Annotated in this window: 24 protein-coding genes; 13 read left to right on the forward strand and 11 right to left on the reverse strand. The window is 73.6% G+C overall.

Annotation, left to right across the window (positions count from 1 at the left end; all coding sequences use genetic code 11):
• Window positions 1-80: 80 nt before the first annotated feature.
• From LN037_RS02075 to LN037_RS02085, 3 genes are read right to left on the reverse strand one after another with little or no spacing between them, the layout of a single operon-like run.
• Window positions 81-518 (reverse strand): response regulator, encoded by a 438-nt coding sequence (locus LN037_RS02075; RefSeq protein ID WP_230749331.1) that lies wholly within the window; start codon window positions 516-518, stop codon window positions 81-83.
• Complete coding sequence (locus LN037_RS02080) at window positions 502-1,710, reverse strand: sensor histidine kinase (RefSeq protein ID WP_230749333.1); 1,209 nt, start codon at window positions 1,708-1,710, stop codon at window positions 502-504. Before LN037_RS02080 ends, LN037_RS02075 begins: the two co-directional genes overlap by 17 nt.
• A complete protein-coding gene (locus LN037_RS02085; RefSeq protein ID WP_230749335.1) occupies window positions 1,707-2,924 on the reverse strand; it encodes a PP2C family protein-serine/threonine phosphatase in 1,218 nt (405 codons plus the stop codon). The genes LN037_RS02080 and LN037_RS02085 overlap by 4 nt, the downstream gene beginning before the upstream one ends.
• Before the next feature lie 326 nt (window positions 2,925-3,250).
• Here LN037_RS02085 and LN037_RS02090 point away from each other — a divergent pair, with 326 nt between their 5' ends.
• Window positions 3,251-4,090 carry an alpha/beta hydrolase gene (locus LN037_RS02090; RefSeq protein WP_230749336.1) on the forward strand — a complete coding sequence of 280 codons (840 nt, stop codon included), beginning with the start codon at window positions 3,251-3,253 and terminating at the stop codon, window positions 4,088-4,090.
• On the opposite strand, the gene LN037_RS02095 is transcribed toward LN037_RS02090, so the two are convergent.
• On the reverse strand, window positions 4,091-4,567 hold the full coding sequence (locus LN037_RS02095) for a MarR family winged helix-turn-helix transcriptional regulator (protein ID WP_230749338.1): 477 nt from the start codon (window positions 4,565-4,567) through the stop codon (window positions 4,091-4,093).
• Window positions 4,568-4,637: 70 nt separating this feature from the next.
• On the opposite strand from LN037_RS02095, the gene LN037_RS02100 reads away from it, so the two are divergent.
• Together LN037_RS02100 and LN037_RS02105 are read left to right on the forward strand one after the other, a co-directional pair.
• Window positions 4,638-5,018: a DUF6069 family protein gene (locus LN037_RS02100; protein WP_230749340.1), complete on the forward strand. Its 381-nt coding sequence runs from the start codon at window positions 4,638-4,640 to the stop codon at window positions 5,016-5,018.
• Window positions 5,019-5,076: 58 nt separating this feature from the next.
• Entirely contained in the window at window positions 5,077-5,541 is a 465-nt protein-coding gene (locus LN037_RS02105; protein ID WP_230749342.1) for a DinB family protein, read from the forward strand.
• Here LN037_RS02105 and LN037_RS02110 read toward each other — a convergent pair.
• Complete coding sequence (locus tag LN037_RS02110; RefSeq protein ID WP_230749344.1) at window positions 5,535-5,960, reverse strand: MOSC domain-containing protein; 426 nt, start codon at window positions 5,958-5,960, stop codon at window positions 5,535-5,537. The genes LN037_RS02105 and LN037_RS02110 overlap by 7 nt on opposite strands.
• A 62-nt stretch (window positions 5,961-6,022) precedes the next feature.
• Between LN037_RS02110 and LN037_RS02115 the strand changes: the two genes are divergently transcribed.
• From LN037_RS02115 to LN037_RS02125, 3 genes are all read left to right on the forward strand, one after another.
• Window positions 6,023-6,580 carry a hypothetical protein gene (locus LN037_RS02115; RefSeq protein ID WP_230749346.1) on the forward strand — a complete coding sequence of 186 codons (558 nt, stop codon included), beginning with the start codon at window positions 6,023-6,025 and terminating at the stop codon, window positions 6,578-6,580.
• A 180-nt stretch (window positions 6,581-6,760) separates the two neighbouring features.
• Entirely contained in the window at window positions 6,761-7,366 is a 606-nt protein-coding gene (locus LN037_RS02120) for a ClpP family protease (protein WP_230749348.1), read from the forward strand.
• Window positions 7,363-7,950: a ClpP family protease gene (locus LN037_RS02125; protein ID WP_230749349.1), complete on the forward strand. Its 588-nt coding sequence runs from the start codon at window positions 7,363-7,365 to the stop codon at window positions 7,948-7,950. Before LN037_RS02120 ends, LN037_RS02125 begins: the two co-directional genes overlap by 4 nt.
• 184 nt (window positions 7,951-8,134) lie before the next feature.
• On the opposite strand, the gene LN037_RS02130 is transcribed toward LN037_RS02125, so the two are convergent.
• Window positions 8,135-8,554 carry a helix-turn-helix domain-containing protein gene (locus LN037_RS02130; RefSeq protein ID WP_230749351.1) on the reverse strand — a complete coding sequence of 140 codons (420 nt, stop codon included), beginning with the start codon at window positions 8,552-8,554 and terminating at the stop codon, window positions 8,135-8,137.
• 104 nt (window positions 8,555-8,658) lie between these two features.
• Between LN037_RS02130 and LN037_RS02135 the strand changes: the two genes are divergently transcribed.
• Genes LN037_RS02135 through LN037_RS02145 form a run of 3 tightly spaced genes read left to right on the forward strand, consistent with a single transcriptional unit; the run spans window position 8,659 to window position 12,187 of the window.
• Window positions 8,659-10,383 carry a GMC family oxidoreductase N-terminal domain-containing protein gene (locus tag LN037_RS02135; protein ID WP_230749353.1) on the forward strand — a complete coding sequence of 575 codons (1,725 nt, stop codon included), beginning with the start codon at window positions 8,659-8,661 and terminating at the stop codon, window positions 10,381-10,383.
• Window positions 10,380-10,955, forward strand: a complete 576-nt coding sequence (locus LN037_RS02140) for a TetR/AcrR family transcriptional regulator (protein ID WP_230749355.1) — start codon at window positions 10,380-10,382, stop codon at window positions 10,953-10,955. The genes LN037_RS02135 and LN037_RS02140 overlap by 4 nt, the downstream gene beginning before the upstream one ends.
• Entirely contained in the window at window positions 10,955-12,187 is a 1,233-nt protein-coding gene (locus tag LN037_RS02145) for a cytochrome P450 (protein ID WP_230749358.1), read from the forward strand. The genes LN037_RS02140 and LN037_RS02145 overlap by 1 nt, the downstream gene beginning before the upstream one ends.
• Here the strand turns inward: LN037_RS02145 and LN037_RS02150 are convergent.
• The 4 genes from LN037_RS02150 to LN037_RS02165 all read right to left on the reverse strand — a co-directional run bounded on the left by LN037_RS02150 (window position 12,156) and on the right by LN037_RS02165 (window position 14,594).
• Window positions 12,156-12,488 carry a hypothetical protein gene (locus tag LN037_RS02150; RefSeq protein WP_230749360.1) on the reverse strand — a complete coding sequence of 111 codons (333 nt, stop codon included), beginning with the start codon at window positions 12,486-12,488 and terminating at the stop codon, window positions 12,156-12,158. The genes LN037_RS02145 and LN037_RS02150 overlap by 32 nt on opposite strands.
• A 36-nt stretch (window positions 12,489-12,524) precedes the next feature.
• Window positions 12,525-13,415 carry an aldo/keto reductase gene (locus LN037_RS02155; RefSeq protein ID WP_230749362.1) on the reverse strand — a complete coding sequence of 297 codons (891 nt, stop codon included), beginning with the start codon at window positions 13,413-13,415 and terminating at the stop codon, window positions 12,525-12,527.
• Window positions 13,412-13,966, reverse strand: a complete 555-nt coding sequence (locus LN037_RS02160) for a mycothiol transferase (protein ID WP_230749364.1) — start codon at window positions 13,964-13,966, stop codon at window positions 13,412-13,414. Before LN037_RS02160 ends, LN037_RS02155 begins: the two co-directional genes overlap by 4 nt.
• A gap of 220 nt (window positions 13,967-14,186) precedes the next feature.
• Entirely contained in the window at window positions 14,187-14,594 is a 408-nt protein-coding gene (locus LN037_RS02165; RefSeq protein WP_230749366.1) for a hypothetical protein, read from the reverse strand.
• 862 nt (window positions 14,595-15,456) lie between these two features.
• Between LN037_RS02165 and LN037_RS02170 the strand changes: the two genes are divergently transcribed.
• The 3 genes from LN037_RS02170 (at window position 15,457) to LN037_RS02180 (ending at window position 17,991) form a co-directional block, all read left to right on the forward strand.
• Window positions 15,457-16,047: a TetR/AcrR family transcriptional regulator gene (locus LN037_RS02170; RefSeq protein WP_230749367.1), complete on the forward strand. Its 591-nt coding sequence runs from the start codon at window positions 15,457-15,459 to the stop codon at window positions 16,045-16,047.
• A gap of 28 nt (window positions 16,048-16,075) precedes the next feature.
• Window positions 16,076-16,393: an NIPSNAP family protein gene (locus LN037_RS02175; protein WP_230749369.1), complete on the forward strand. Its 318-nt coding sequence runs from the start codon at window positions 16,076-16,078 to the stop codon at window positions 16,391-16,393.
• Between the two features lie 428 nt (window positions 16,394-16,821).
• Window positions 16,822-17,991, forward strand: a complete 1,170-nt coding sequence (locus tag LN037_RS02180) for an alkane 1-monooxygenase (RefSeq protein ID WP_230749372.1) — start codon at window positions 16,822-16,824, stop codon at window positions 17,989-17,991.
• Here the strand turns inward: LN037_RS02180 and LN037_RS02185 are convergent.
• Window positions 17,973-18,563, reverse strand: a complete 591-nt coding sequence (locus LN037_RS02185) for a TetR-like C-terminal domain-containing protein (protein WP_230749374.1) — start codon at window positions 18,561-18,563, stop codon at window positions 17,973-17,975. The genes LN037_RS02180 and LN037_RS02185 overlap by 19 nt on opposite strands.
• 70 nt (window positions 18,564-18,633) lie before the next feature.
• Here LN037_RS02185 and LN037_RS02190 point away from each other — a divergent pair, with 70 nt between their 5' ends.
• Complete coding sequence (locus tag LN037_RS02190) at window positions 18,634-19,845, forward strand: MFS transporter (RefSeq protein WP_230749375.1); 1,212 nt, start codon at window positions 18,634-18,636, stop codon at window positions 19,843-19,845.
• Window positions 19,846-19,916 lie beyond the last annotated feature (71 nt).

The raw sequence follows: 19,916 nt of genomic DNA on the forward strand, positions 1-19,916 counted from the left end.
CTGGGCCAGAACTCGTCACGCACGGGCTCGAGCACGGCGGTGTGGAGCACGTCCGACACCTTAGAGGTCACGGGTGCTCCTCAGCGCGGGAGCTTCACCACCGTCACGAAGAAGTCGTCGATCTGCCGGATGATGTCGATGAAGCGCTCGAAGTCGACGGGCTTGGCGACGTAGGCGTTGGCGTGCAGGTCGTAGCTGCGCAGGATGTCCTCCTCGGCCTGCGAGGTGGTGAGCACGACCACCGGGATCGCCCGCAGCGTCTCGTCGGACTTGATCTCCTCCAGCACCTGCCGGCCGTCCTTCCGCGGCAGGTTGAGGTCGAGCAGGATCAGGCCCGGCCGGGGGGCGTCGGCGTGCGCGCCCTCGCGGCGCAGGAACTCCAGCGCCTCCACGCCGTCGGAGACCACGTGCAGGGTGTTGCGCAGCTTGTGGTGCTCGAACGCCTCGCGGGTCATGAGGACGTCGCCCTCGTCGTCCTCGACCAGCAGCACGTCGATCTCGTCAGGCGGCGTCGTCACGGTGGTTCTCCTCGGTGGGGTGGTCCAGGGCGGGCAGGGCCACGACGAAGGTGCTCCCGGGCCCGGGGGTGTCCTCGAGCCAGATCGTCCCGTCGTGGTGCTCGACGATCTTGCGGCACATGGCGAGGCCGATGCCGGTGCCCGGGTAGGTCGACTTGCCGTGCAGGCGCTGGAAGATCGTGAAGATCTGCTCGGCGTACTCCGCGTCGATCCCGATCCCGTTGTCGGTGAACCGCAGCAGCCAGCGGTCCCCGTCGCGCTGCGCGCCCACGTGGACCCGCGGGGCGTCGTCGCCGTGGAACTTGAGCGCGTTGCCGAGCAGGTTCTGGAAGACGGTGGTGAGCAGGGCCGGTTCGGCGTGGATTCGCGGCAGCTCGTCGCGGGTGATCTCGCCCCCGGTCTCCTCGAGCGAGCCGGCGAGGTTGCGCACCGCCCGGTCGAGCAGGTCCCCGCAGTCGAGCTCCTCGACCGGGCCGTCCGCCCGCCCGACCCGGGAGAACGCGAGCAGGTCGTTGATCAGCACCTGCATCCGCTTGGCGCCGTCGACGGCGAACTCGATGTACTGGTCGGCCCGCTCGTCGAGCTGCCCGCCGTAGCGACGCTGCAGCAGCTGGCAGAAGCTCGTGACCTTGCGCAGCGGCTCCTGCAGGTCGTGCGAGGCGACGTACGCGAACTGCTCGAGGTCGGAGTTCGAGCGCTCCAGCTCCCGGCCGCGCGCGTCGAGCTCGCCGCGCGCCCGCTCGATCGCCGCCATCTCGCCGAGCAGCGACCGCCGCATCGCGTCGACGTCGCGGCTCAGCGAGGTGATCTCCTTCGGCCCGCGGACGCCGATGGGCCGCTCGAGGTCCCCGGAGGCCACGTCGCGGACGGCGGCGGCGAGCTGCTCGGTGGGGCGGACGACGGCGCGCCGCAGCCACAGCAGCAGCCCGACGAGCCCGGCGGCGAGCACCAGCAGCGCGACGAGCCCGACCACGTCCACCATCCGGGCCGCGGCGTTCGCCCGCTCCAGCCCGCCGGGACCGACACGGTCCAGCAGGGCCGCCCGCTCGCGGGCGAGGGCGGTGAGCGCCAGGCCGGTGACGACGCCGACGACGACGAGCAGCAGCGCGCCGACGGCACCCGCCGTGACGAGCAGGCGGTGCAGCGACCGGCGGGCCAGTGGGTCGCGCTCGGGGGCGGTCCGCGCGCTCACCGGCCCGACACCACCAGCACGGCCGCGACGTCGTCGGCCCGCTCGACGGTGAGCGTGCGGACCTGCTCCAGGACCCGGTCCAGCAACCGCTCCGCCCCGGCGGCGTCCAGGCCGCCGGCGGGCTCGTCGCGCAGGCAGCGTTCGAGGACGGCGAGCAGGCCGTCGGTGCCGAGCACGTCGTCGTCGGGCAGCGCGGAGGCGACCGGCCGGCCCTCCACGAGCCCGTCGGTGTAGAGCAGCATCGCCCAGCCCGGGGGCAGCGCCACCTCGAGTTCCTCCCAGCGGTCGTCGGACACGATCCCGATCGGGCGCCCGAGCCGGGTGACCGGCAGGGGCTGCACCTCGCCGCCCAGGTCCATCAGGACGGGCGGCGGGTGACCGGCGAGGCGCAGCCGGGCCCGCCGTCGGTCGGGGTCGACGGTGAGCACGGCGAGGGTGGCGAAGATGCCGGTGCGGGCCCGCTCGTGGACGAGCAGGCGCCCGAGGACGGGCAGCATCTGCGTGTCGGCGGTCTCCGCGAGCACCACGGTCCGCCACGCGATCCGCAGGTTCACCCCGAGCGCCGCCTCGTCGGGCCCGTGGCCGCAGACGTCACCGATCACCACGTGCAGGGTGCCGTCGGAGGCCTCGACCGCGTCGTAGAAGTCGCCGCCGAGCAGCCGCCGCCCACCTCCGGGCTCGTAGCGCACGGCGATCGCGACGTCGGGGTCGGTCACGAGCGGGGTGGGGAGCAGCCCGCGCTCGAGGCGGACGTTCTCCTCGGCGCGGGTGTGGGCGTCCCAGAGCTGCTGGCGGACCCGCTCACCCCGCACCCGCTCGACCGCGTAGCGCAGGGCCCGCGAGAGCGACGCACCGTCGACGTGGTGCTTGAGCAGGTAGTCCTGCGCGCCCGCGGCGACGGCGCGGGTGCCGAGCTCGTGGTCGTGCCGACCGGTCAGGACGACGACGGCCGGCCCGCCGTGCGCCCGCAGCACGTGCGCCAGCGCGTCGAGCCCCTCGCCGTCGGGCAGGGCGAGGTCGAGCAGGACGCACTCGACGCCGTCGAGCATCCGGTCGGCCTCGGCGAGGGTGCGGGCCCGGTGCAGCGTCGCCCGGAACCCGCCCGCGATCTCGGCGTCGGCGAGGTGCTCGGCGACCAGCAGGGCGTCCGCGTCGTCGTCCTCCACCAGGAGGATCGCCAGGGGAGCCGACGCACCGTCGAGCGAACCCGACACTCCGCCCACCTCCCGCTGCGCATCGACGCGCCACGGGGTCGAGCGCCTGTCACCGGGCAGCCTAGAGAACGACGCTCGCGGGTTCCGACGCCCCTCCCGGGTGGGAGGTGGCCGGGCGCCGGCCACCCCACGTCGTCGCTGCACGGCCGCGGCAGGACCCGCGGTCGACGTGCCCCGCGGACCACGCCGTGGCGCTCGCGGCCGTCAGGTCCGCGTCCGAGGGCGTCGGTTCCGGCGCCGTCGGCGGCCGGGCGTGTCCACCGCGGGCGCGCCACGCGTCGTGACCGACCCGCAGGGCCGGCCCCGCGGGTGGGTACACCGACCACGTGACGGCGACGAAGGAATGGCTCGACGCGCAGTACGACGCGCGGGCGCAGGTGGACGACGCGGACGCGATCATCGCCGACTGGCTCGCCCGCAGCGACGCCCTGCGCCGCGAGCACCCGGCCCTGACGATCCGCTACGGCGACGATCCCCGGCAGGCCGCGGACGTCTACTCCCCCGCCCCGGGCGGCGGGACCTCGCCGTTGGTGGTGTTCGTCCACGGCGGCTACTGGCAGGCGCTGGACAAGGAGACCTTCGGCTTCCTCGCCGAACCCTTCCTGACGGCGGGTGCGGTCTTCGCGTCGCTCGACTACCGGCTGGTGCCCGACGTGGCGATCGCCGAAGTGATCGCGGACGTCCGGGCCGGGATCGCGGAGCTGGCGCGGCGGGCCCCCGATCTGGGCGCGCAGGCCACCGACATCGGGCTCGTCGGGCACTCCGCCGGCGGCCACCTGGTCGCCGCGGCGATGGCCACCGACTGGGCGGAGCACGACCTGCCCGCCGACACCGTCGGACCCGTCGTCGGGATCAGCGGGCTGTACGACCTCGAGCCGATCCGGCGGTCCTACCTCAACGACGTGCTGGCGATGAGCGAGCAGGACGCCCACGCCGCGGGCCCGGTCCACATGGCCCCGACCGGCCCCGGACCCCTGCTCCTGACCTGCGGCGGGGACGAGCCCGGGGAGTTCGACCGCCAGCAGCGGCTGCTCGTCGACGCGTGGCCGGGCGTCCCCACCGACGTGCTGGCCCAGGACGGCGGCAACCACTTCGACGCCTGCGAGCGGCTCGCGCTCCCGGGCCCGCTGCGCGACCTGGCGGTACCGATGCTGGTCCGCGGCTGATCAGCGCAGGGAGCCGGTAGGGAGACCGAGCGCCTCCACGACCCGCTCGATCGCCCCGCCGACCCGCAGGAAGTCCTCCCCGAGCGGGTCGACGACGAGGCGCCGCACCTCCGCCACGTGGGCGGGCGCGGCGGCCTCCAGGTGGGCGCGACCCGCGTCGGTGAGGGTCGCGACCGTGAACCGCCGGCCCTGCCCGGTGCAGACCGTGCGCGTCACCCACCCCCGGGCCTCGAGCCGGGCGACGGCGTGCGAGGTGCGTGGGAGCGAGCCGTTCGCCATCTCGGCGATGTCGCTCATCTGCTTCGTGCCGCCCTCGGACAGCGAGAGCCGCGCCAGGATCATGTAGCCGAACAGCGTGAGGTCCGCGTCGCGCAGCAGCTGGCTCTCCAGCGCGCCCGGCAGCGTCATCAGCGTCTTGCACAGCGCGATCCAGGCCGGGCGCTCCTCGTCGGTGAGCCAGCGCGGTTCGTCCTCCACGAGCGTTGACTTTAACACGCAACCTCGCACAGACTCCGAGTTGCACACGCAACCCGAGGGAGCGCCCGCCATGACGACCGCCGTCCGCACCACCCCGATCCCCGCCCGGCTCGGCGTCGCCCTCGTCGCGGCCGCCCTGGTCAACCTGGTCGTCGCGCTCGTGGCGAGCACCCTCGACGCGGGCGGGATCGGCGTGGGCCTGCAGCCCGCCGCGTTCCTCCCGGCCACCGTCGTGGGCGTCGGCCTCGGCACGGCGGGATGGTTCGGCATCCGCCGCCTCGCACCCCGCGCGCTGCCCGTCGTCGTCCCGGCGGTCCTGGCGCTCACCTGGATCCCCGACCTGCTGCTCTTCGGTCAGGGCGCGACCGTCGCCAACGTCGTCGGCCTCATGGTGATGCACGCGGTGGTGGCGACGGCGGTCGTCGTCGCACTTCGCCCGACGGTGCGGTGATTGCCGGATCGGCAAGGACGTTTGCCGTTCCCGACGGCGGGTCGGCAGGCTCGGGTCCATGCCCACGACGACCGGCGAACTGGACGCCGTCACCGCGCTGATCGACGACCACCGGCAGCGCCTCGTCGCCTCGCTGGACGGACTGACCGAGGAGGAGGTCCGGCGACGGCTCGTGCCGTCGCGGACGACCCTGCTCGGCCTGGTCCGGCACCTCGCCTTCGTCGAGGTCGTGTACTTCCACGAGGGCATCACCGGCACCCCGCGCGCCGGGTACGGCCTCGGCACCACCCCGCACGCCTCGTTCGGCCTGGCCGCGACCGACACCGTCGCGAGCGTGGTCGCGCGCTACCGCGAGATCGTCGAGGGCTCGCGCCGCAACGTCGTCGGGCTCTCCCCCGACGACGGGCTCGACCGCGGCCGGACCGTCCGTGGCGTGCACCTGCAGGTCCTGCGCGAGCTCGCCCAGCACCAGGGGCACGCGGACATCCTGCGCGAGCAGCTCCTCGCCGCCCGCGATCAGTAGGTGACGGGGCTGCCCACCTCGACCACGCCCGACGTCAGGACCCGGCAGATCGCGCCGCCCCGGTCGTGCATCGCCCGGGCGGCGCCGGGTCCCACCGACGTCTCCAGGACGCGGCACGGGGCGGCCCTGCGGACCACCTCCAGCTCGACGTCCCCGAGCCGGAGGCGCGCGCCGGGCGTCGTCGGGACCCGTCCCGCGTCCACGGTGACCGTGCGGCGGGTGTCCCCGGCGGGCACCGGCGCGCCGCGGTCCGCCGCCGCCTCGGCGAGCTCCTCGAGCGACTGCACGGAGACGTGGCGGTGGCGGGTGCCGAAGTAGCGGTCCCCGACGACGCCCCGCCCGGCCTCGCAGACGATGCGCTCCACGGCCTGTGTCGGCGCCTTCCGCTCGGGGGCGACGTGGAGGGCGGCGACGATCACGGGCTCCAGGGTAGGTAGTCGTACGGAGGTCCGACGGCGACGCCGTGACCAGGGTCGACGCCATGAGCGAGTACGACGAGGTCGACCTGTCCGAGCAGCTCGCGGTCCTGGCCGCGCTCGGGGGGCCCGCCACCCGGGGCGAGGCGGTGGCGCGCGTCCTCGCCACCCCGGAGCGCTGGTGCCCGGCGGTGCTCATGGCGATGGCGTCGGTGGTGTTCGCCGACGGTCACCGCGAGACCGGGGCGTTCTGGTTCTACGCCGGCCAGCTCCGCGCCCGGTTCGACGCGCACCGGTGCACCGACCCCTCCGCGTCGGCCGCCTGCGGCGCGCTCACCGAGGCGCACGGCCCGCCGATCAACCGCTGGGCGTTCGCCGAGCCGGGTCTGCTGCCGGGGCTGGTCGAGCGGGTCGGGGTGTGGGACGCGGCGACCGCGAGCACGTACGACCCGCGCTGGATCGCGCTGCACGGGATGAACGCGTTCCTCGGGTCGGACGGCCCGTTGTGCGTGCCGCGCGAGCGGTGGCCGGAGCTGGCCGCGCGCACCCGGGCGGAGTTCGTCGACGGGTGCCGCGAGCTGTTCGACGCGGACGGCCGGCTGCGCGTCGAGCTGTTCCGGTAGGCCGGCTCCACCGCACGATCCTGTTCCGCCGCGCGACGTGCTCGCTGAGCGACCACTGCGCACGGCACGACAGGATCTCGTCCCCCCGCGTCGGGCCCGAGACGCTGCTCTGAGCAGCACGGCGCTGCCGCCGGCGGAAGGCGCGGCAGGACCCGGCGTCGGGAAGCCAGGGTCGGGGCCATGACCGACCCGACGTCCTTCTCCCCCGACCTGCGGGCGCAGCTGCTGCGCCACCGGGTGCTCGTGCTCGACGGCCCGCTCGACGACGACAACGGCACCGCCCTCGCCACCCACCTGCTCACCCTCGCCGCGGAGAACGACTCCGCCGACATCGCGCTGTGGATCCACTCCCCCGGCGGCTCGGTGCCGGCGATGCTCGCGATCCGCGACGTGATGCGCCTCGTCCCGGTCGACGTCTCGACCCTCGCGTTGGGCCTCGCGTGCAGCGCCGGGCAGTTCCTGCTCTCGGCCGGGACACCCGGCAAGCGGTTCGCCCTGCCGCACGCGAAGATCCTGATGCACCAGGGGTCGTCCGGGATCGGAGGATCGGCCGTGGAGGTCGAGGTGCAGGCGAACGACCTCCGGCACACCCGCGACACCGTGCTCGGCCTCATCGCCGACGACACCGGACAGCCGCCGGAGCGGGTGTTCGAGGACTCGCTGCACGACCGGTGGTTCACGGCCGACGAGGCGCGGGACTACGGCTTCGTCGACGGGATCGTGTCGAGCTTCGACCAGGTCATGCCGGTGCGGCGGCTGCGGGTCGGCATGGGGGTGGCGGCATGAGCAGCTACACGATCCCCAACGTCCTCACCCGCGACTCGCGCGGCGAGCGCATCACCGACGTCTACTCGCACCTGCTGAGCCAGCGCATCGTGTACCTCGGTACGGCGATCGACGCCGGGGTCGCGAACGCCCTGATCGCCCAGCTGCTGCACCTGGAGTCCGACGCCCCGGACCAGGAGATCGGGCTGTACGTCAACTGCGAGGGCGGCGACACCGCGGCGATGCTGGCGGTGTACGACACCCTGCAGTACGTGCGCGCGCCGATCGCCACGACCTGCGTCGGCCAGGCCGTCGCGGCGGGTGCGGTGCTGCTCGCGGCCGGGGCGCCGGGCCGTCGCTCGGCCCTCCCGCACGCTCGCATCGTGCTCCACCAGCCCGCCGCCCAGGGCCGCGGCGCGATCCCCGACCTCATCCTCGCCGCCGACGAGGTGGTCCGGGTCCGCGCGGAGATGGAGGCGATCCTCGCGAGGCACACGGGACGGGACGAGGCGACGCTGCGGCGCGACACCGACCGCGACCTGGTTCTCACCGCCACCGCGGCCCGCGACTACGGGATCGTCGACCAGGTGATCGAGCGGCACTGAGGTCGGTGATCCCTGTGCGTCGCGCACACACACCGACCGACCCGGCGATCGACCCGCGTGATCCCTGCGCGTCGCGCACACATCCCGGTGGCCCCGGGTCGGCGTCCCGCCGCCCTCGGGTCGTCCGGTCCGCGAAGTGTGTGCGCGACGCGCGGGTCGGCCGATCGCCCGGAGCACCGAGCGCTCACGCGGCGAGCAGCACCGGCCCCCGCGACCCGGCCCCGCGGGCGAGATCGGTGTGGGCGAGCCCGACGAGGTCGCGCAGCGGGAGGTCGAGCGCCCCGGCCACCGCGGCGAGGATCTCGCTGGACGGATCCTTCACGCCGCGCTCGATCTCGGACAGGTACTGCGGCGAGATCCCGGCGCGCTCGGCGACGTCGGCGAGGCGCTCACCCCGTTCCCGGCGCACCGCGCGCACCCGCCGGCCGACCACCTCGCGCCACAGGGGCTCGGGGCCACGTGCGGCGCGCTGCGGGCCCCTGCCAGACGGGACGAACGCATCGTTCGTGGCCTCGACGTGCACGGACGAGTCGTTCGTCCCGACCGCGGCAGGCCTCGCCGCGCGACCCCGGCGGTGCGCGTCCAGCCGAATCAGCTCACCCATGTGAGCACGGTCGCAGACCCGACCGGCACCCGTCCCACGCTTCTGCCGTGAGCAGAACGCGAGCATTGTTGACAGCCTGCCAACAAGAGCGCAGAGTGCCCGCCATGGACTACGACGTCCTCGTGATCGGGTCGGGGTTCGGCGGCGGCGTCGCGGCGCTGCGGGCCACCGAGAAGGGCTACCGGGTCGGGGTGCTCGAGGCGGGTCGCCGCTTCGCCGACCACGAGTTCGCGCGCACCTCGTGGCACCTGCGCGACTTCCTCTGGGCCCCGCGCCTGGGCTTCCACGGGATCTTCCGGATCGACCCGCTGCGCCACGTGCTCGTGCTCTCCGGGGCGGGCGTCGGCGGCGGGTCGCTGGTCTACGCGAACACCCTCTACCGGCCGCCGGCCCGCGTGTTCGCCGACGGCACCTGGCCCGCGGGCGTCGACTGGGACGACGAGCTCGACCGCCACTACGACCAGGCCTCGCGCATGCTCGGCGTGCAGACCTACCCGCGCACCTCCGCCGCCGACGCCGTGATGCGCGACGTCGCCGAGGAGCTCGGCGTCGGGCACACCTACCGCAACGCCGACGTCGGGGTGCTCTTCGGCGACGAGCCGGGCGTCGAGGTGCCGGACCCGTACTTCGGCGGGGCCGGCCCGGCCCGCCGCACCTGCATCGACTGCGGCGAGTGCATGACCGGCTGCCGCCACAACGCGAAGAACACGGTCGCGAAGAACTACCTGCACCTCGCCGAGGGCGCGGGCGCGGTCGTCCACCCGATGACCACCGCGACCCTGATCCGCCCCCGCCACGGCGACCTCTCGGGCGCCTCCGGCTACGAGGTCGAGGTCCGTGAGACCCCGCGTCCCGGCCACCGTTCCCGACGACGGGTGCTGACGGCCGGTCAGGTGGTCGTGTCCGCCTCCGCGCTGGGCACGCAGCGCCTGCTGCACCGGCAGCGCGACAAGGGCTTCCTCCCCCGCGTCTCGCGCCGGCTCGGCCAGGGCGTGCGCACCAACTCCGAGGCGATCCTCGCCGCCCGCACGCCCGACCCCGGCGCGGACTTCACCGACGGCGTCGCCATCACGTCGTCCCTGCACGTCGACGAGAACACCCACGTCGAGCCGGTGCGCTACGGGCACGGGTCGAACCTGCTCGCGCTGATGTCGGCGATGCTGATCGACGGCACGGCCGACCCCGACGACCCGACCATCGGGCGGCAGGGCCCGGGCTGGCGCCGGGTCGCCCGGGAGTTCCTGACCCGTCGTCGGGAACTCCCGCTCATCCACCGGCCGAAGCGCTGGTCGGAGGAGTCGATCGTCCTGCTGGTGATGCAGACGCTGAACAACTCGCTGACGCTGCGCCGGCGGCGGTTCCTGCCGGGGCTCACCAGCGCCGCGGCCGACGGCGAGGCGAACCCGCCGTGGATCCCCGCGGGGCACGAGGTGGCGCGACGGGTCGCGCGACGCATCCGCGGCGTGCCGGTCGGTGCGGCGTCGAGCCTCGCGAACATCCCGGTCACGGGGCACTTCCTCGGCGGGGCGCTGCTCGGGTCCACCCCCGACGACGGCGTCGTCGACGCCTACCACCGGCTGCACGGCCACCCCGGCGTGCACGTCATCGACGGCTCGACCATCCCCTCGAACCTCGGCGTGAACCCGTCGCTGACGATCACCGCGCTGGCCGAACGGGCGCTGTCGCTGTGGCCGAACGCGGGCGAGTCCGACCCGCGGCCGGCACCGGGCGAGGCGTACCGCCGGGTGGAGCCGGTCGCCCCGGATCGACCGGTCGTCCCGGCCGAGGCGCCCGGCGCGCTGCGGCTGCCGCTCACGGTGCTGCGGTGACCGAGCTCGCCGCGCGGCGCCGGCTCGACCCCGACGCCCGCCGTTCCGAGATCCTCGACGCGGCGCTGCGCCTGTACGCCGAGCGCCCGTACGCCGAGGTCTCGACGACGGACCTGGCGCGGGAGGCCGGGGTGGCGCGCGCCCTGCTCAACCACTACTTCGGCACGAAGCGCGCCCTGTACCTCGAGGCGCTGCGCGAACTGCTGACGATCCCCGAGCAGGCCGCGGCCGACCTGGCCGGGCACCGCCGCGAACAGCGGGCCGCGGCGGCGGTCGACTGGTTCCTCGACACCGTGGAGGACCGGCGGACGCTGTGGCTGTCGGTCGGGATGGGGCTCTCCGGGGACGCCGAGGTGGACGCCGTCGTGGAGGACTCCGACGAGACGGCGGTGGACCGCGTGCTCACCGCCCTCGACCGCGACCCCTGCGACGAGCCCCTGCGCGCCCGGGTGCGCGCCTTCTTCGGCATGGTGCGGGCGGCCTCGCGCGAGTGGCTCGTGCGGGGCTCGCTGGACCGACCCGCCGTCCGGAAGCTCCTGACCACCGCGCTCGTGACGATCTTGGAGGACTGATGGATCTCGGCAATCGCGAGTTCTGGGCGCTGCCCTGGAAGGACCGCTACGCCACGTTCGCCGAGCTGCGCGCGACGGAGGGCCTGCCGTGGTTCGAGGAGCCGGAGTTCCCCGGGTTCCCGAAGGGCGACGGGTTCCGGGTGGTCGCGCGCCACGCCGACGTCGACGAGGTCAGCCGCAACCCGCAGCGATTCTGCTCCGGGCGCGGCGCGGTGTCGATCCTCGACCTGCCCGCCGAGGCGCACGAGTTCTTCGGGTCGCTCATCAGCATGGACGCGCCGCGCCACACGAAGATCCGGCGGATCGCGGCGGCGGCGTTCACCCCGAAGCGGGTGTCCGGCCTGATCGACGACGTCGAGCGGATCGCCGACGAGGTCCTCGCGCGGGCCCAGGCGAAGGCGGCGGCGAACGGTGGTGAGTTCGACCTGGTCAGCGAGATCTCGGCGCCGCTCCCGCTGCTGCTGATCTGCGACATGATGGGCATCCCGGAGTCGCGTCGCGAGGACGTCTTCACCTGGTCGAACATGATCCTCGCCGGCGACGACCCGGAGTACGTCACCTCCGAGAACCCGCTCCAGGACTACCTGACGGCGGGTGCGGGCCTGTCCGGGCTGATGACCGAGCTCGCCGCGTCGGTCGAGGACGACCCGCGCGACGACGTGCTGTCGGCACTGGTCCACGGCGAGGTCGACGGCGAGCGGCTGTCGCACCAGGAGATCGCCTCGTTCTTCATCCTGCTCTGCGTCGCCGGCAACGAGACCACCCGCAACGCGGTCACCCACGGCGTGTGGGGCATGCACCTCGACCCCGCGGCGCGCGCGGTGTGGGCGGCCGAACCGGAGCTGCCGACCGCCGTCGACGAGGTGGTGCGCTGGGCGTCACCGATCAACTGGATGCGGCGCACGGTCGTCGAGGACACCACGGTCGGCGACGTGCCCGTGCAGGCCGGCGAGAAGCTGCTGCTGCTCTACGGGTCGGCGAACCGGGACGAGTCCGTGTTCACCGACCCCGACCGGCTCGACCTGCGCCGCTCCCCCAACCCGCACCAGGGCTTCGGCGCCCACGGCCCGCACTTCTGTCTCGGCGCGCACCTCGCGCGGCGCGAGGCGGGCGTGATGTTCCGTCGGCTGCTGACCGAGATGGGCGACCTCGAGGTCGTGGGCGAGCCGGACCGACTGCAGTCGATCTTCGTGAACGGGATCAAGCACCTGCCGGTGCGTCTGGCCGGCTGACCTCGCGCGGGTCCACGCGCAGACCGCGGGCGGTGAAGCAGACGCTGCCCGCGACGAGCACGCCGGTGACCACGGCCGCGACCGCGCCCACGTCCTCGGGGAGGCCGGTCGCGTAGGACAGGACGATGGTGGTCACGGCGCCGATCCCGAGGAACGCGGGCACGCCGGACAGCGTGCGTGCGAGGACCGCCTGCCACGCCCACACCGGGCTGCGGAGCAGGCGGTGGGTGAGCACGGCGCAGACCAGGGGGATCACGAGCAGCCCGAGGCCGAGCAGCACCCAGCCCGCGACGGAGTTCATGGCGGGTGCATCGCCCGTTCGGCCTAACACGTTACGTCAGGGGATGGCGTACCCGGCGGCGGCGACGAGGCGGTACCACTCCGGGCGGGTCAACCGAAGGTCCGCGCCGGGCGCCGCTTCCCGGATGCGCTCGGGCCGCGTGGAGCCGACCACCACCTGCATCCCCGCCGGGTGCGTGGTGATCCAGGCGGTGGCGACGGCGGTCGGCGTGACGCCGTGCGCGGCCGCGATCTCGTCGAGCGCGTCGTTGAGGTCGGCGTGGTGCTCCCGGTCGCCGAGGACGATGCGTCCGCTCGCGTCGGCGAAGGGAGACCACGCCTGCACGGTGATGTCCCTCAGCCGGCAGGCGTCGAGGACCCCGCCGTCGCGGTCGACCGACTGGTCGAGGCCTGCCACGTTGGCCGCCAGCCCGGCGGCGATCATCGGCGCGTGGCCGAGGCCGAGCTGCATCTGGTTGGCGACGATCGGGTGCGGGAGGGCGCGCTCGAGCAGCGCGATCTGGCCCGCCGTGTGGTTGGAGACCCCGATCGCCCGGACCTTCCCGGCGGCGACCAGCCCGTCGAGGGTCTCCGCGACGTCGTCGGGATCGGCCAGCGCGTCGGGCCGGTGCAGCAGCAGCACGTCGACGTGGTCGACGCGCAGCGCCTCGAGGGACTCGTCGACCGAGCGGCGGACGTGCTCGCGGGAGAAGTCGTAGTAGCCCTCGCGGATGCCGACCTTCGTCTGGACGACCGCCTTCTCGCGGCGCGCGCCCGTGAGGCCCGCCGCCTCGCCGAAGCGGCGCTCGCAGGCGTGGCGGGTGGAGCCGTAGATGTCGGCGTGGTCGAAGGTGGTGATGCCGACGTCGAGGGCGGTGTCGACGAGGGACCGGATCGACCCGTCGTCGAGACCCTCGATGCGCATGCAGCCGAGGACGAGCCTGCTCATGTCGGACTCCAACCCGCCGGCGGGTCCTCGCCCGTCCGGCCGTCGACGTACTCGCGGATCAGGTCGGCGTGGCCGGTGTGCCGGCCGTACTCCTCGATCAGGTCGCAGACGATCCGCCGGAGGCTGACCTCCGCGCCGTCGGGACCGGCGAGGTGGACGGTGCGGTCGAGGCCCCCGTCGGCGAGTGCTTCGTCGAGGGCGGCGCGGGACCAGGCGACCGCGCGGTCGTACCGGGCGTAGAGGGTGGCCGGGTCGTCGGCGGCGGCGGACGTGAACTCCCAGTCGGGGTCGTCGTCCCAGGGGGCGTCGTCCCACTCGTCGCCGAGCGGCTCGCCGTGCAGCTTGGCGTGGAAGGTGAGCGCCTCGACCCACGCCAGGTGCTTCAGGAGCCCGCCGAGGGTGAGGGCGGAGACGCCGATCGTGGCGGCCAGGCCGTCCTCGTCGAGCCCCTCGGCCTTCCACCGGAACGTCGCGCGCAGCCGCTCGAGCGCGCCGACGAGGTGCTCGGCCTCGGTGCCGGCGAGGGGCGGCTCCCAGGGCGTGTCGTTCACGGCCGCCGAGGCTAGCGGCCGCGGGACCCGGGGTCGGCGACGTAGGTCGACCCGGGGCCGAGAGCCCGGCGGCGCCCAGGGGAGGTGCACCGCCGGACCCTCGGTGGCCGGGGGCAGGCCGGCCGTCGGAGCCCGGTCGGTCGGCGCGGACCGACCGGGCTGTGGCTTCGCCCTGTGAGCACATTCCGTCGCTGTCGCGACGGAAGGTGCTCACAGGTACTCATCGCCGGGTCAGCACCACGAGCGTCCTCGCCTCGTCCGCCGGCGGGGTGGCCGAGGCGCCCACCAGCTCGGTGGGCGACTCGGCTTCCGGCGCCGCGTGGCGCGGCCGGTACTCCGCGACCGGGAGCTCGCGGGCCTTCATGCGGCTGATCACGCGGTGCCGCACGGCGAAGCCGATCAGGCAGGCCAGGATGATCACGCCGATGGTCGCGGGCGTGCCGTAGCCGCCGCTCCCGGTACCGGCGAGGGCCTGTGCCTGGCTCACGGTCGTGACCGCCGAGTCGGCCTGCGGGTTGAACAGCGCCGACGCGGCGTTGCCCAGCGGGGAGCCCATGAGCAGGCCCGGGTCGTAGGTGTTCGCGCTGAACAAGCTCGACGCGAGACCCGCCGGCGCGATCCCGGGCATCGGGGGCAACGCGGGCAACGCCCCGACGGGCCCGGCGGCGGCGAGCGCCGCGGGGAGCGCAGGCCCGGGTGGCGGCAGGTCCGACCCATTGACCTGTGGCTGGCTTCCCGACTGCGAGCCCTGCGCGCCGGTGCCGTTCGTGGCGCCTGTGTTTGTACCCGCGCCGGACCCGGTTGGGGTGTCGGTACCGGCGCCCAGTCCTGTGCCCGGGCTAGTCGAGCCATCGCCGTTGCCCGGGGCGGCATCGCCCGTGGACCCGGGTGGCGTCGTACCGCTGTCACCTCCGGCACCGGTGTTCGTGGGCTCGGGGTCTGCGGCCTTGTCCTCCGCCCCGTTGAGAAGTGCGGTGACGGCCGCGTCGAGCGTGCCGTAGGTCTGAGCCCCGAGAGCCGTCAGCTCGCACGCGCCATTCGCGCCCGCCTTGATCGTCACTCCGAGGTTCGGGACGTCCTCACCTGCGGCGGACTTGCACGTCGCCGCGCTCGCAGTGCCGGCCCCCAGGGCCAGTCCGGAGATCAGTAGTCCGCCGACGATCACACTCGGCAGTAACCGCCCGGGACGTGCACGCATCCTTGCGACCTCCTCAGTCGTTGGCCCCGACGACCGGTCCTGCGCCGAATCTGGCCGACTCATCGGTAGCCACACGACCGCGTTACACCCGCTTGGCCGAGCGTGATCGCTTCACTGAGTTGGCCTAGTACTCACCCCCTGTGCTTGCTCCGCCCAGACGCGCAGGTCAGGCCGTATGCCTGATCAAACTAGTCGGATCACGATGCGGTAACGGGCGGAGTGTCGACACCCGTCCGGCCGCTATCTGTGTCCTCCGGAGTCGCGATCGGTCGCAATGAGTGAGACTCGACGCATGACCGGCGAATCTCTCCGCGTCGAGTTCCGGCGCCAGGTGCGCGAGCGCGTGCTCGACACCGCGGCCACGCTGGCCGTCGAGCACGGGTGGGACCGCGTGCGCATCGGGGAGGTCGCGACCGCCTCGGGGGTGTCCCGACCCACCCTCTACCGGGAGTTCGGCACGAAGGACGGCGTCGGCGAGGCCCTGGTGGCGCGCGAGGCCGAGCGCTTCTTCAGCGGGATCGGCTCGGTCCTCGAGAACAGCGCGGACGTCCCGGACGGGGTCCGCGCGTCGGTCCGGTTCACCCTCGACGAGGCCGCGGACAACCCGCTGCTGCGCGCCATCCTCACCGGCAGCCGCAGCGGCGACACCGGACTGCTGCCCTTCCTGACGACCCGCGGCGACGCGATCATCGCCGGCGGCTCCGGCCTCGTCGGCGAGTGGGTCCGGCGGCGCCTGCCGGAGGTGGACGGGCGGGTCGTCGACGACGCCGTCGACGCGATCGTCCGCCTCACCATCAGCCACCTCGTCTCCCCCGGACTCGGCCACGCGGAGGCCTCCGACCGCCTCGCCCGGATCGCGAGCTGCCTGCTCTGCCTCTCGTGACCCCGTCGACCCGGGTACTCCGCCGCGCGTGATCACCTGCGTCGTCCGCTACACGATCGACCCGACGAAGATCGACGCCTTCGAACGGTTCGCGAACGCCTGGATGGAGCTCGTCGACCGCCACGGCGGCACCCACCACGGCTACTACCTGCCCGGCGAGGGCGCGAGCGACGAGGCGCTGGCCCTGTTCAGCTTCCCGGGCCTCGCCGAGTACGAGATCTACCGCCGGCGGTTCGGCGAGGACCCCGAGTTCCTCGCGGCCGACCGCATCCGCGACGAGTCGGGCTGCGTGCTGCGCCACGAGCGCACCTTCATGCGCCCGCTGCTCCCACCGCACGGCCCATGATCACGTCGAGGGGACGGTGGTGGCTGTCTTGAAGATCGACATCAGCCACCTGCGTCCCGCCGACGTGATCACCGGCGCCTTCCCGACGGCGGGTCGTCCCCGATCTGCCGCGCACGCCCTGTCGCGGCGAGCCGCAGCCGCCCCCGAACCTTGTCGCGGGGAAGCACCACGACGAGGCCAGGCCGCAGGGGTGGCACACCACGACAGGGCCCACACCGGACGCCCCGACCGGACGCACGATCCCGATCCGCACCGACCCGGCGTCGGGAAGAGATCGACGATGTGGCGTTCCTGGCGCCCAGTGACAGCAACGACGCTTTCCTGTCACCCGGAGAGCCGCACCCGAACTGAGACAAAAACTCGGTCTTGTTTCAAGCGCGACACGCTGTCACAGTTACCGGTGTACGGGGAGCGTGAGGAGACCGACGATGACCATCGAGCAGGCACGAGAGCCCGAGCTGAACGACCAGGAACCGTGGCGCGACAAGCGCCGCTACCTGTGGCCGCTGGGCACCGTGATGCCCGCCCTGCCGATCGCCGGCTACGGCCTCGTCCACGCGACGGGCCTGAGCCTGTTCTGGTGGATCGGCCCGATCATCCTGTTCGTGGTGCTGCCGGCGCTGGACCTGCTGATCGGCAAGACGGACGACAACCCGCCCGAGTCCGAGCGGGCCCGCCTGGAGGCGGACCGGTACTACCGGTGGATCACCTACCTGTTCCTGCCGGTGCAGTACGTCAGCCTCGTCTTCACCTGCTGGGTGTGGGCCACGCAGGACCTGCCCTGGTACAGCGACCTGGGGCTCGCCCTGACGATGGGCATCGTCTCGGGAATCGCCATCAACACCGCGCACGAGCTCGGGCACAAGCGCGAGGAGAACGAGCGCTGGCTCTCGAAGATCGCGCTGGCCACCTCGGCCTACGGCCACTTCTACGTGGAGCACAACCGCGGCCACCACGTGCGGGTCGCGACCCCCGAGGACCCGGCGAGCTCGCGTCTCGGGGAGAACTTCTGGCTGAGCTTCCTGCCGCGCAGCGTCTGGGGCTCCCTGACGAGTTCGTGGCACCTGGAGAAGAAGCGTTTCGCGCGGCACGACAAGAGCCACTGGACCTGGCGCAACGACATCCTGATCGCGTGGGCGATGACGATCGTCCTGTTCGGCGCGCTCGTCGCCGTGTTCGGCCCGACCGTCCTGCCGTGGCTGCTGCTGCAGGCGTTCGTCGGATTCAGCCTGCTCGAGGTCGTGAACTACCTGGAGCACTACGGCCTCAAGCGGCAGCGACGTGACGACGGCCGGTACGAGCGGGTCGACCCGCGCCATTCCTGGAATGCCGACCACACGGTGTCGAACCTGCTGCTCTACCAGCTGCAGCGCCATTCCGACCACCACGCGAACCCGATCCGCCGCTACCAGACGCTGCGCCACTTCGAGGAGTCGCCGCAGCTGCCCAGCGGCTACGGGACGATGATCGTCGTCGCCGTGATCCCGCCGCTCTGGCGCGCGATCATGGACCCGAAGGTGAAGGCGCACTACGACGGCGACCTCGAACTCGCGAACGTGCTGCCCCGCAAGCGCGCCCGCTACGGCCTCAGCGCCTGATCCTTGCCCAGGAGCTTCCCGACGAGGGCCCGTACCCGGCTGCCGGGTGCGGGCCCGTCGTCGTCCCGGCCCGCCGGCTCGAACAGCGCGGTGTAGTAGATCGGCGCGAGGAGCCCGTCGACCACCGCGTCGAGCTCGGGCACCGCTCCCCCGCGGGCGGTCTCCCGCTCGAGGATCGCCGCGATCTGGGTGCGGCGGTCGGCGGTGCAGGCGCACGACGCGGTCTCCCCGGCGCCGATCGAGGCGCGCATGAGGGCGATGGTGTCCGGGTCGGCGAGGTCGCGCGCGACGTCGGTGGCCCAGCGCTCGAGGTCCGCGCCGAGACCGCCCGTGTCGGGCACGACCACGTCCCCGGTGAACCGGTGCTCCGCCACCGAGGCGATCAGCTCCGCCACCGACCCCCAGCGCCGGTAGACCGTCGTCGCGTGCACCCCGGCGCGCGCCGCGATCACCGGGATCGTCAGGTCCTCGGTCCGCACGCCCTCGGCCACGAGGTCCTCGACCGCCCGGTGCACCGACGCCCGCACCCGCGCGGACCGACCACCCGGCCGCGACCCACTCGCCTCGCTCATGCCCCGATACTAACGCAGCGATCTTTGCTGAACTCGTGCTAGCGTCGCCCTCGTGCAAACGCAGCGATCTGTGCGTAGCGAGGACCGGACCCGCGCGCGGCTGTTCGCGGCCGTCGGCGGGATCGTCGTGCTGTTCCCGGCCGCCTCCAGCGTGCCGAGCCCGTTGTACCCCGTCTACCAGCAGCTCTTCGGGTTCTCGGCCGCGACGCTGACCGTCGTCTTCGCGGTCTACGTCCTCGGCCTCCTGGGTGCGCTCCTCGTCGTGGGCGCGCTCTCCGACCACGTCGGACGCCGCCCGGTCCTCGCCGGGGCGATCGCCCTCGAGGCCGTCTCCTTCGTCGTCTTCCTGACGGCGGGCGGGGTCCCGGCACTGCTCGTCGCGCGCCTGCTGCAGGGCATCGCGACCGGGGCCGCGATCACGACCCTCGGTGCCACCATGGTCGATCTCGCCCCGCGCGAGGCCCCGCACCGCGCCGGGATGGTCACCGGCGTCGGCACGCTCGCCGGGCTCGCCGCCGGGGCGGTCGGCGCCGGCGCTCTCGTCCAGCTCGCCCCTGCCCCGACCCGGCTCGTCTGGGTCGTCCTGCTCGTCCTGCTCGCGCTCTCCGCCGTCGTGGTGGCCGTCCTCCCCGAGACCTCCACGCGGCGCGCCGGGGGGTGGGCGTCCCTGGTGCCCCGGGTGGGCGTGGCGCCGCGGCTCCGCGGTGAGGTCCTGGCACTGACGCCGGTCCTGATCACGAGCTGGGCCCTCGGCGGGCTCTACCTCTCGCTCGGGCCGTCGATCGCGTCGACGCTGCTCGGGGTGCAGTCGCGGCTCGTCGGCGGGCTGGTCGTCACCCTGCTCTGCGGCACCGGCGCCGTGGCCTCCTACCTGCTGCGGGGGCGCCCCGTCCGCTCCCTGGTCGCCCCGGCCGCCGGGCTCCTCGCGGCCGGGACCGCCGTCACGCTGCTCGGCGTCGCGCTGGTGTCCGTGCCCGTGGCCGGACTCGGCACCGTGCTCGCGGGGGTCGGGTTCGGCGCCGCCGCACTGGCCTGCTTCGGGGTGTTCGCCGAGATCGCGGCCCCGGACGAGCGCGGCGAACTGTTCGCGACCTTCTACGTCATCTCCTACACGGCCTTCTCCGTGCCCGCCGTCCTCGCGGGGATCGGCAGCGGAATGGTCGGACTCGCGACCGCCGCGGAGGTCTACGGCGGCGTCGTCGTGGCGCTCGGAGCGACCGCGACGGTGATCAACCTGGTGCACGCCCGCCGTCGTCGTCCCGCCTTGACAACCGCAGCCTGAGTAGATTCTGAGAAGGTCCGCCCTTGACGGCTCTGTGGTTCCGGGGCCGGTTCCTTGACCGAATGATTGAT

The sequence above is a fragment of the Actinomycetospora soli genome (assembly GCF_021026295.1).
Taxonomy (GTDB): Bacteria; Actinomycetota; Actinomycetes; order Mycobacteriales; family Pseudonocardiaceae; genus Actinomycetospora; species Actinomycetospora soli.

Coding starts and splice junctions, on each gene's coding strand:
- LN037_RS02100 (WP_230749340.1), top strand. CDS start 4,638: ATGACGACCGCCGTCCGCACCACCCCGATCCCCGCCCGGCTCGGCGTC.
- LN037_RS02105 (WP_230749342.1), top strand. CDS start 5,077: ATGCCCACGACGACCGGCGAACTGGACGCCGTCACCGCGCTGATCGAC.
- LN037_RS02115 (WP_230749346.1), top strand. CDS start 6,023: ATGAGCGAGTACGACGAGGTCGACCTGTCCGAGCAGCTCGCGGTCCTG.
- LN037_RS02120 (WP_230749348.1), top strand. CDS start 6,761: ATGACCGACCCGACGTCCTTCTCCCCCGACCTGCGGGCGCAGCTGCTG.
- LN037_RS02125 (WP_230749349.1), top strand. CDS start 7,363: ATGAGCAGCTACACGATCCCCAACGTCCTCACCCGCGACTCGCGCGGC.
- LN037_RS02130 (WP_230749351.1), bottom strand. CDS start 8,554: ATGGGTGAGCTGATTCGGCTGGACGCGCACCGCCGGGGTCGCGCGGCG.
- LN037_RS02135 (WP_230749353.1), top strand. CDS start 8,659: ATGGACTACGACGTCCTCGTGATCGGGTCGGGGTTCGGCGGCGGCGTC.
- LN037_RS02145 (WP_230749358.1), top strand. CDS start 10,955: ATGGATCTCGGCAATCGCGAGTTCTGGGCGCTGCCCTGGAAGGACCGC.
- LN037_RS02150 (WP_230749360.1), bottom strand. CDS start 12,488: ATGAACTCCGTCGCGGGCTGGGTGCTGCTCGGCCTCGGGCTGCTCGTG.
- LN037_RS02155 (WP_230749362.1), bottom strand. CDS start 13,415: ATGAGCAGGCTCGTCCTCGGCTGCATGCGCATCGAGGGTCTCGACGAC.
- LN037_RS02165 (WP_230749366.1), bottom strand. CDS start 14,594: ATGCCCGGGATCGCGCCGGCGGGTCTCGCGTCGAGCTTGTTCAGCGCG.
- LN037_RS02170 (WP_230749367.1), top strand. CDS start 15,457: ATGACCGGCGAATCTCTCCGCGTCGAGTTCCGGCGCCAGGTGCGCGAG.
- LN037_RS02180 (WP_230749372.1), top strand. CDS start 16,822: ATGACCATCGAGCAGGCACGAGAGCCCGAGCTGAACGACCAGGAACCG.
- LN037_RS02185 (WP_230749374.1), bottom strand. CDS start 18,563: ATGAGCGAGGCGAGTGGGTCGCGGCCGGGTGGTCGGTCCGCGCGGGTG.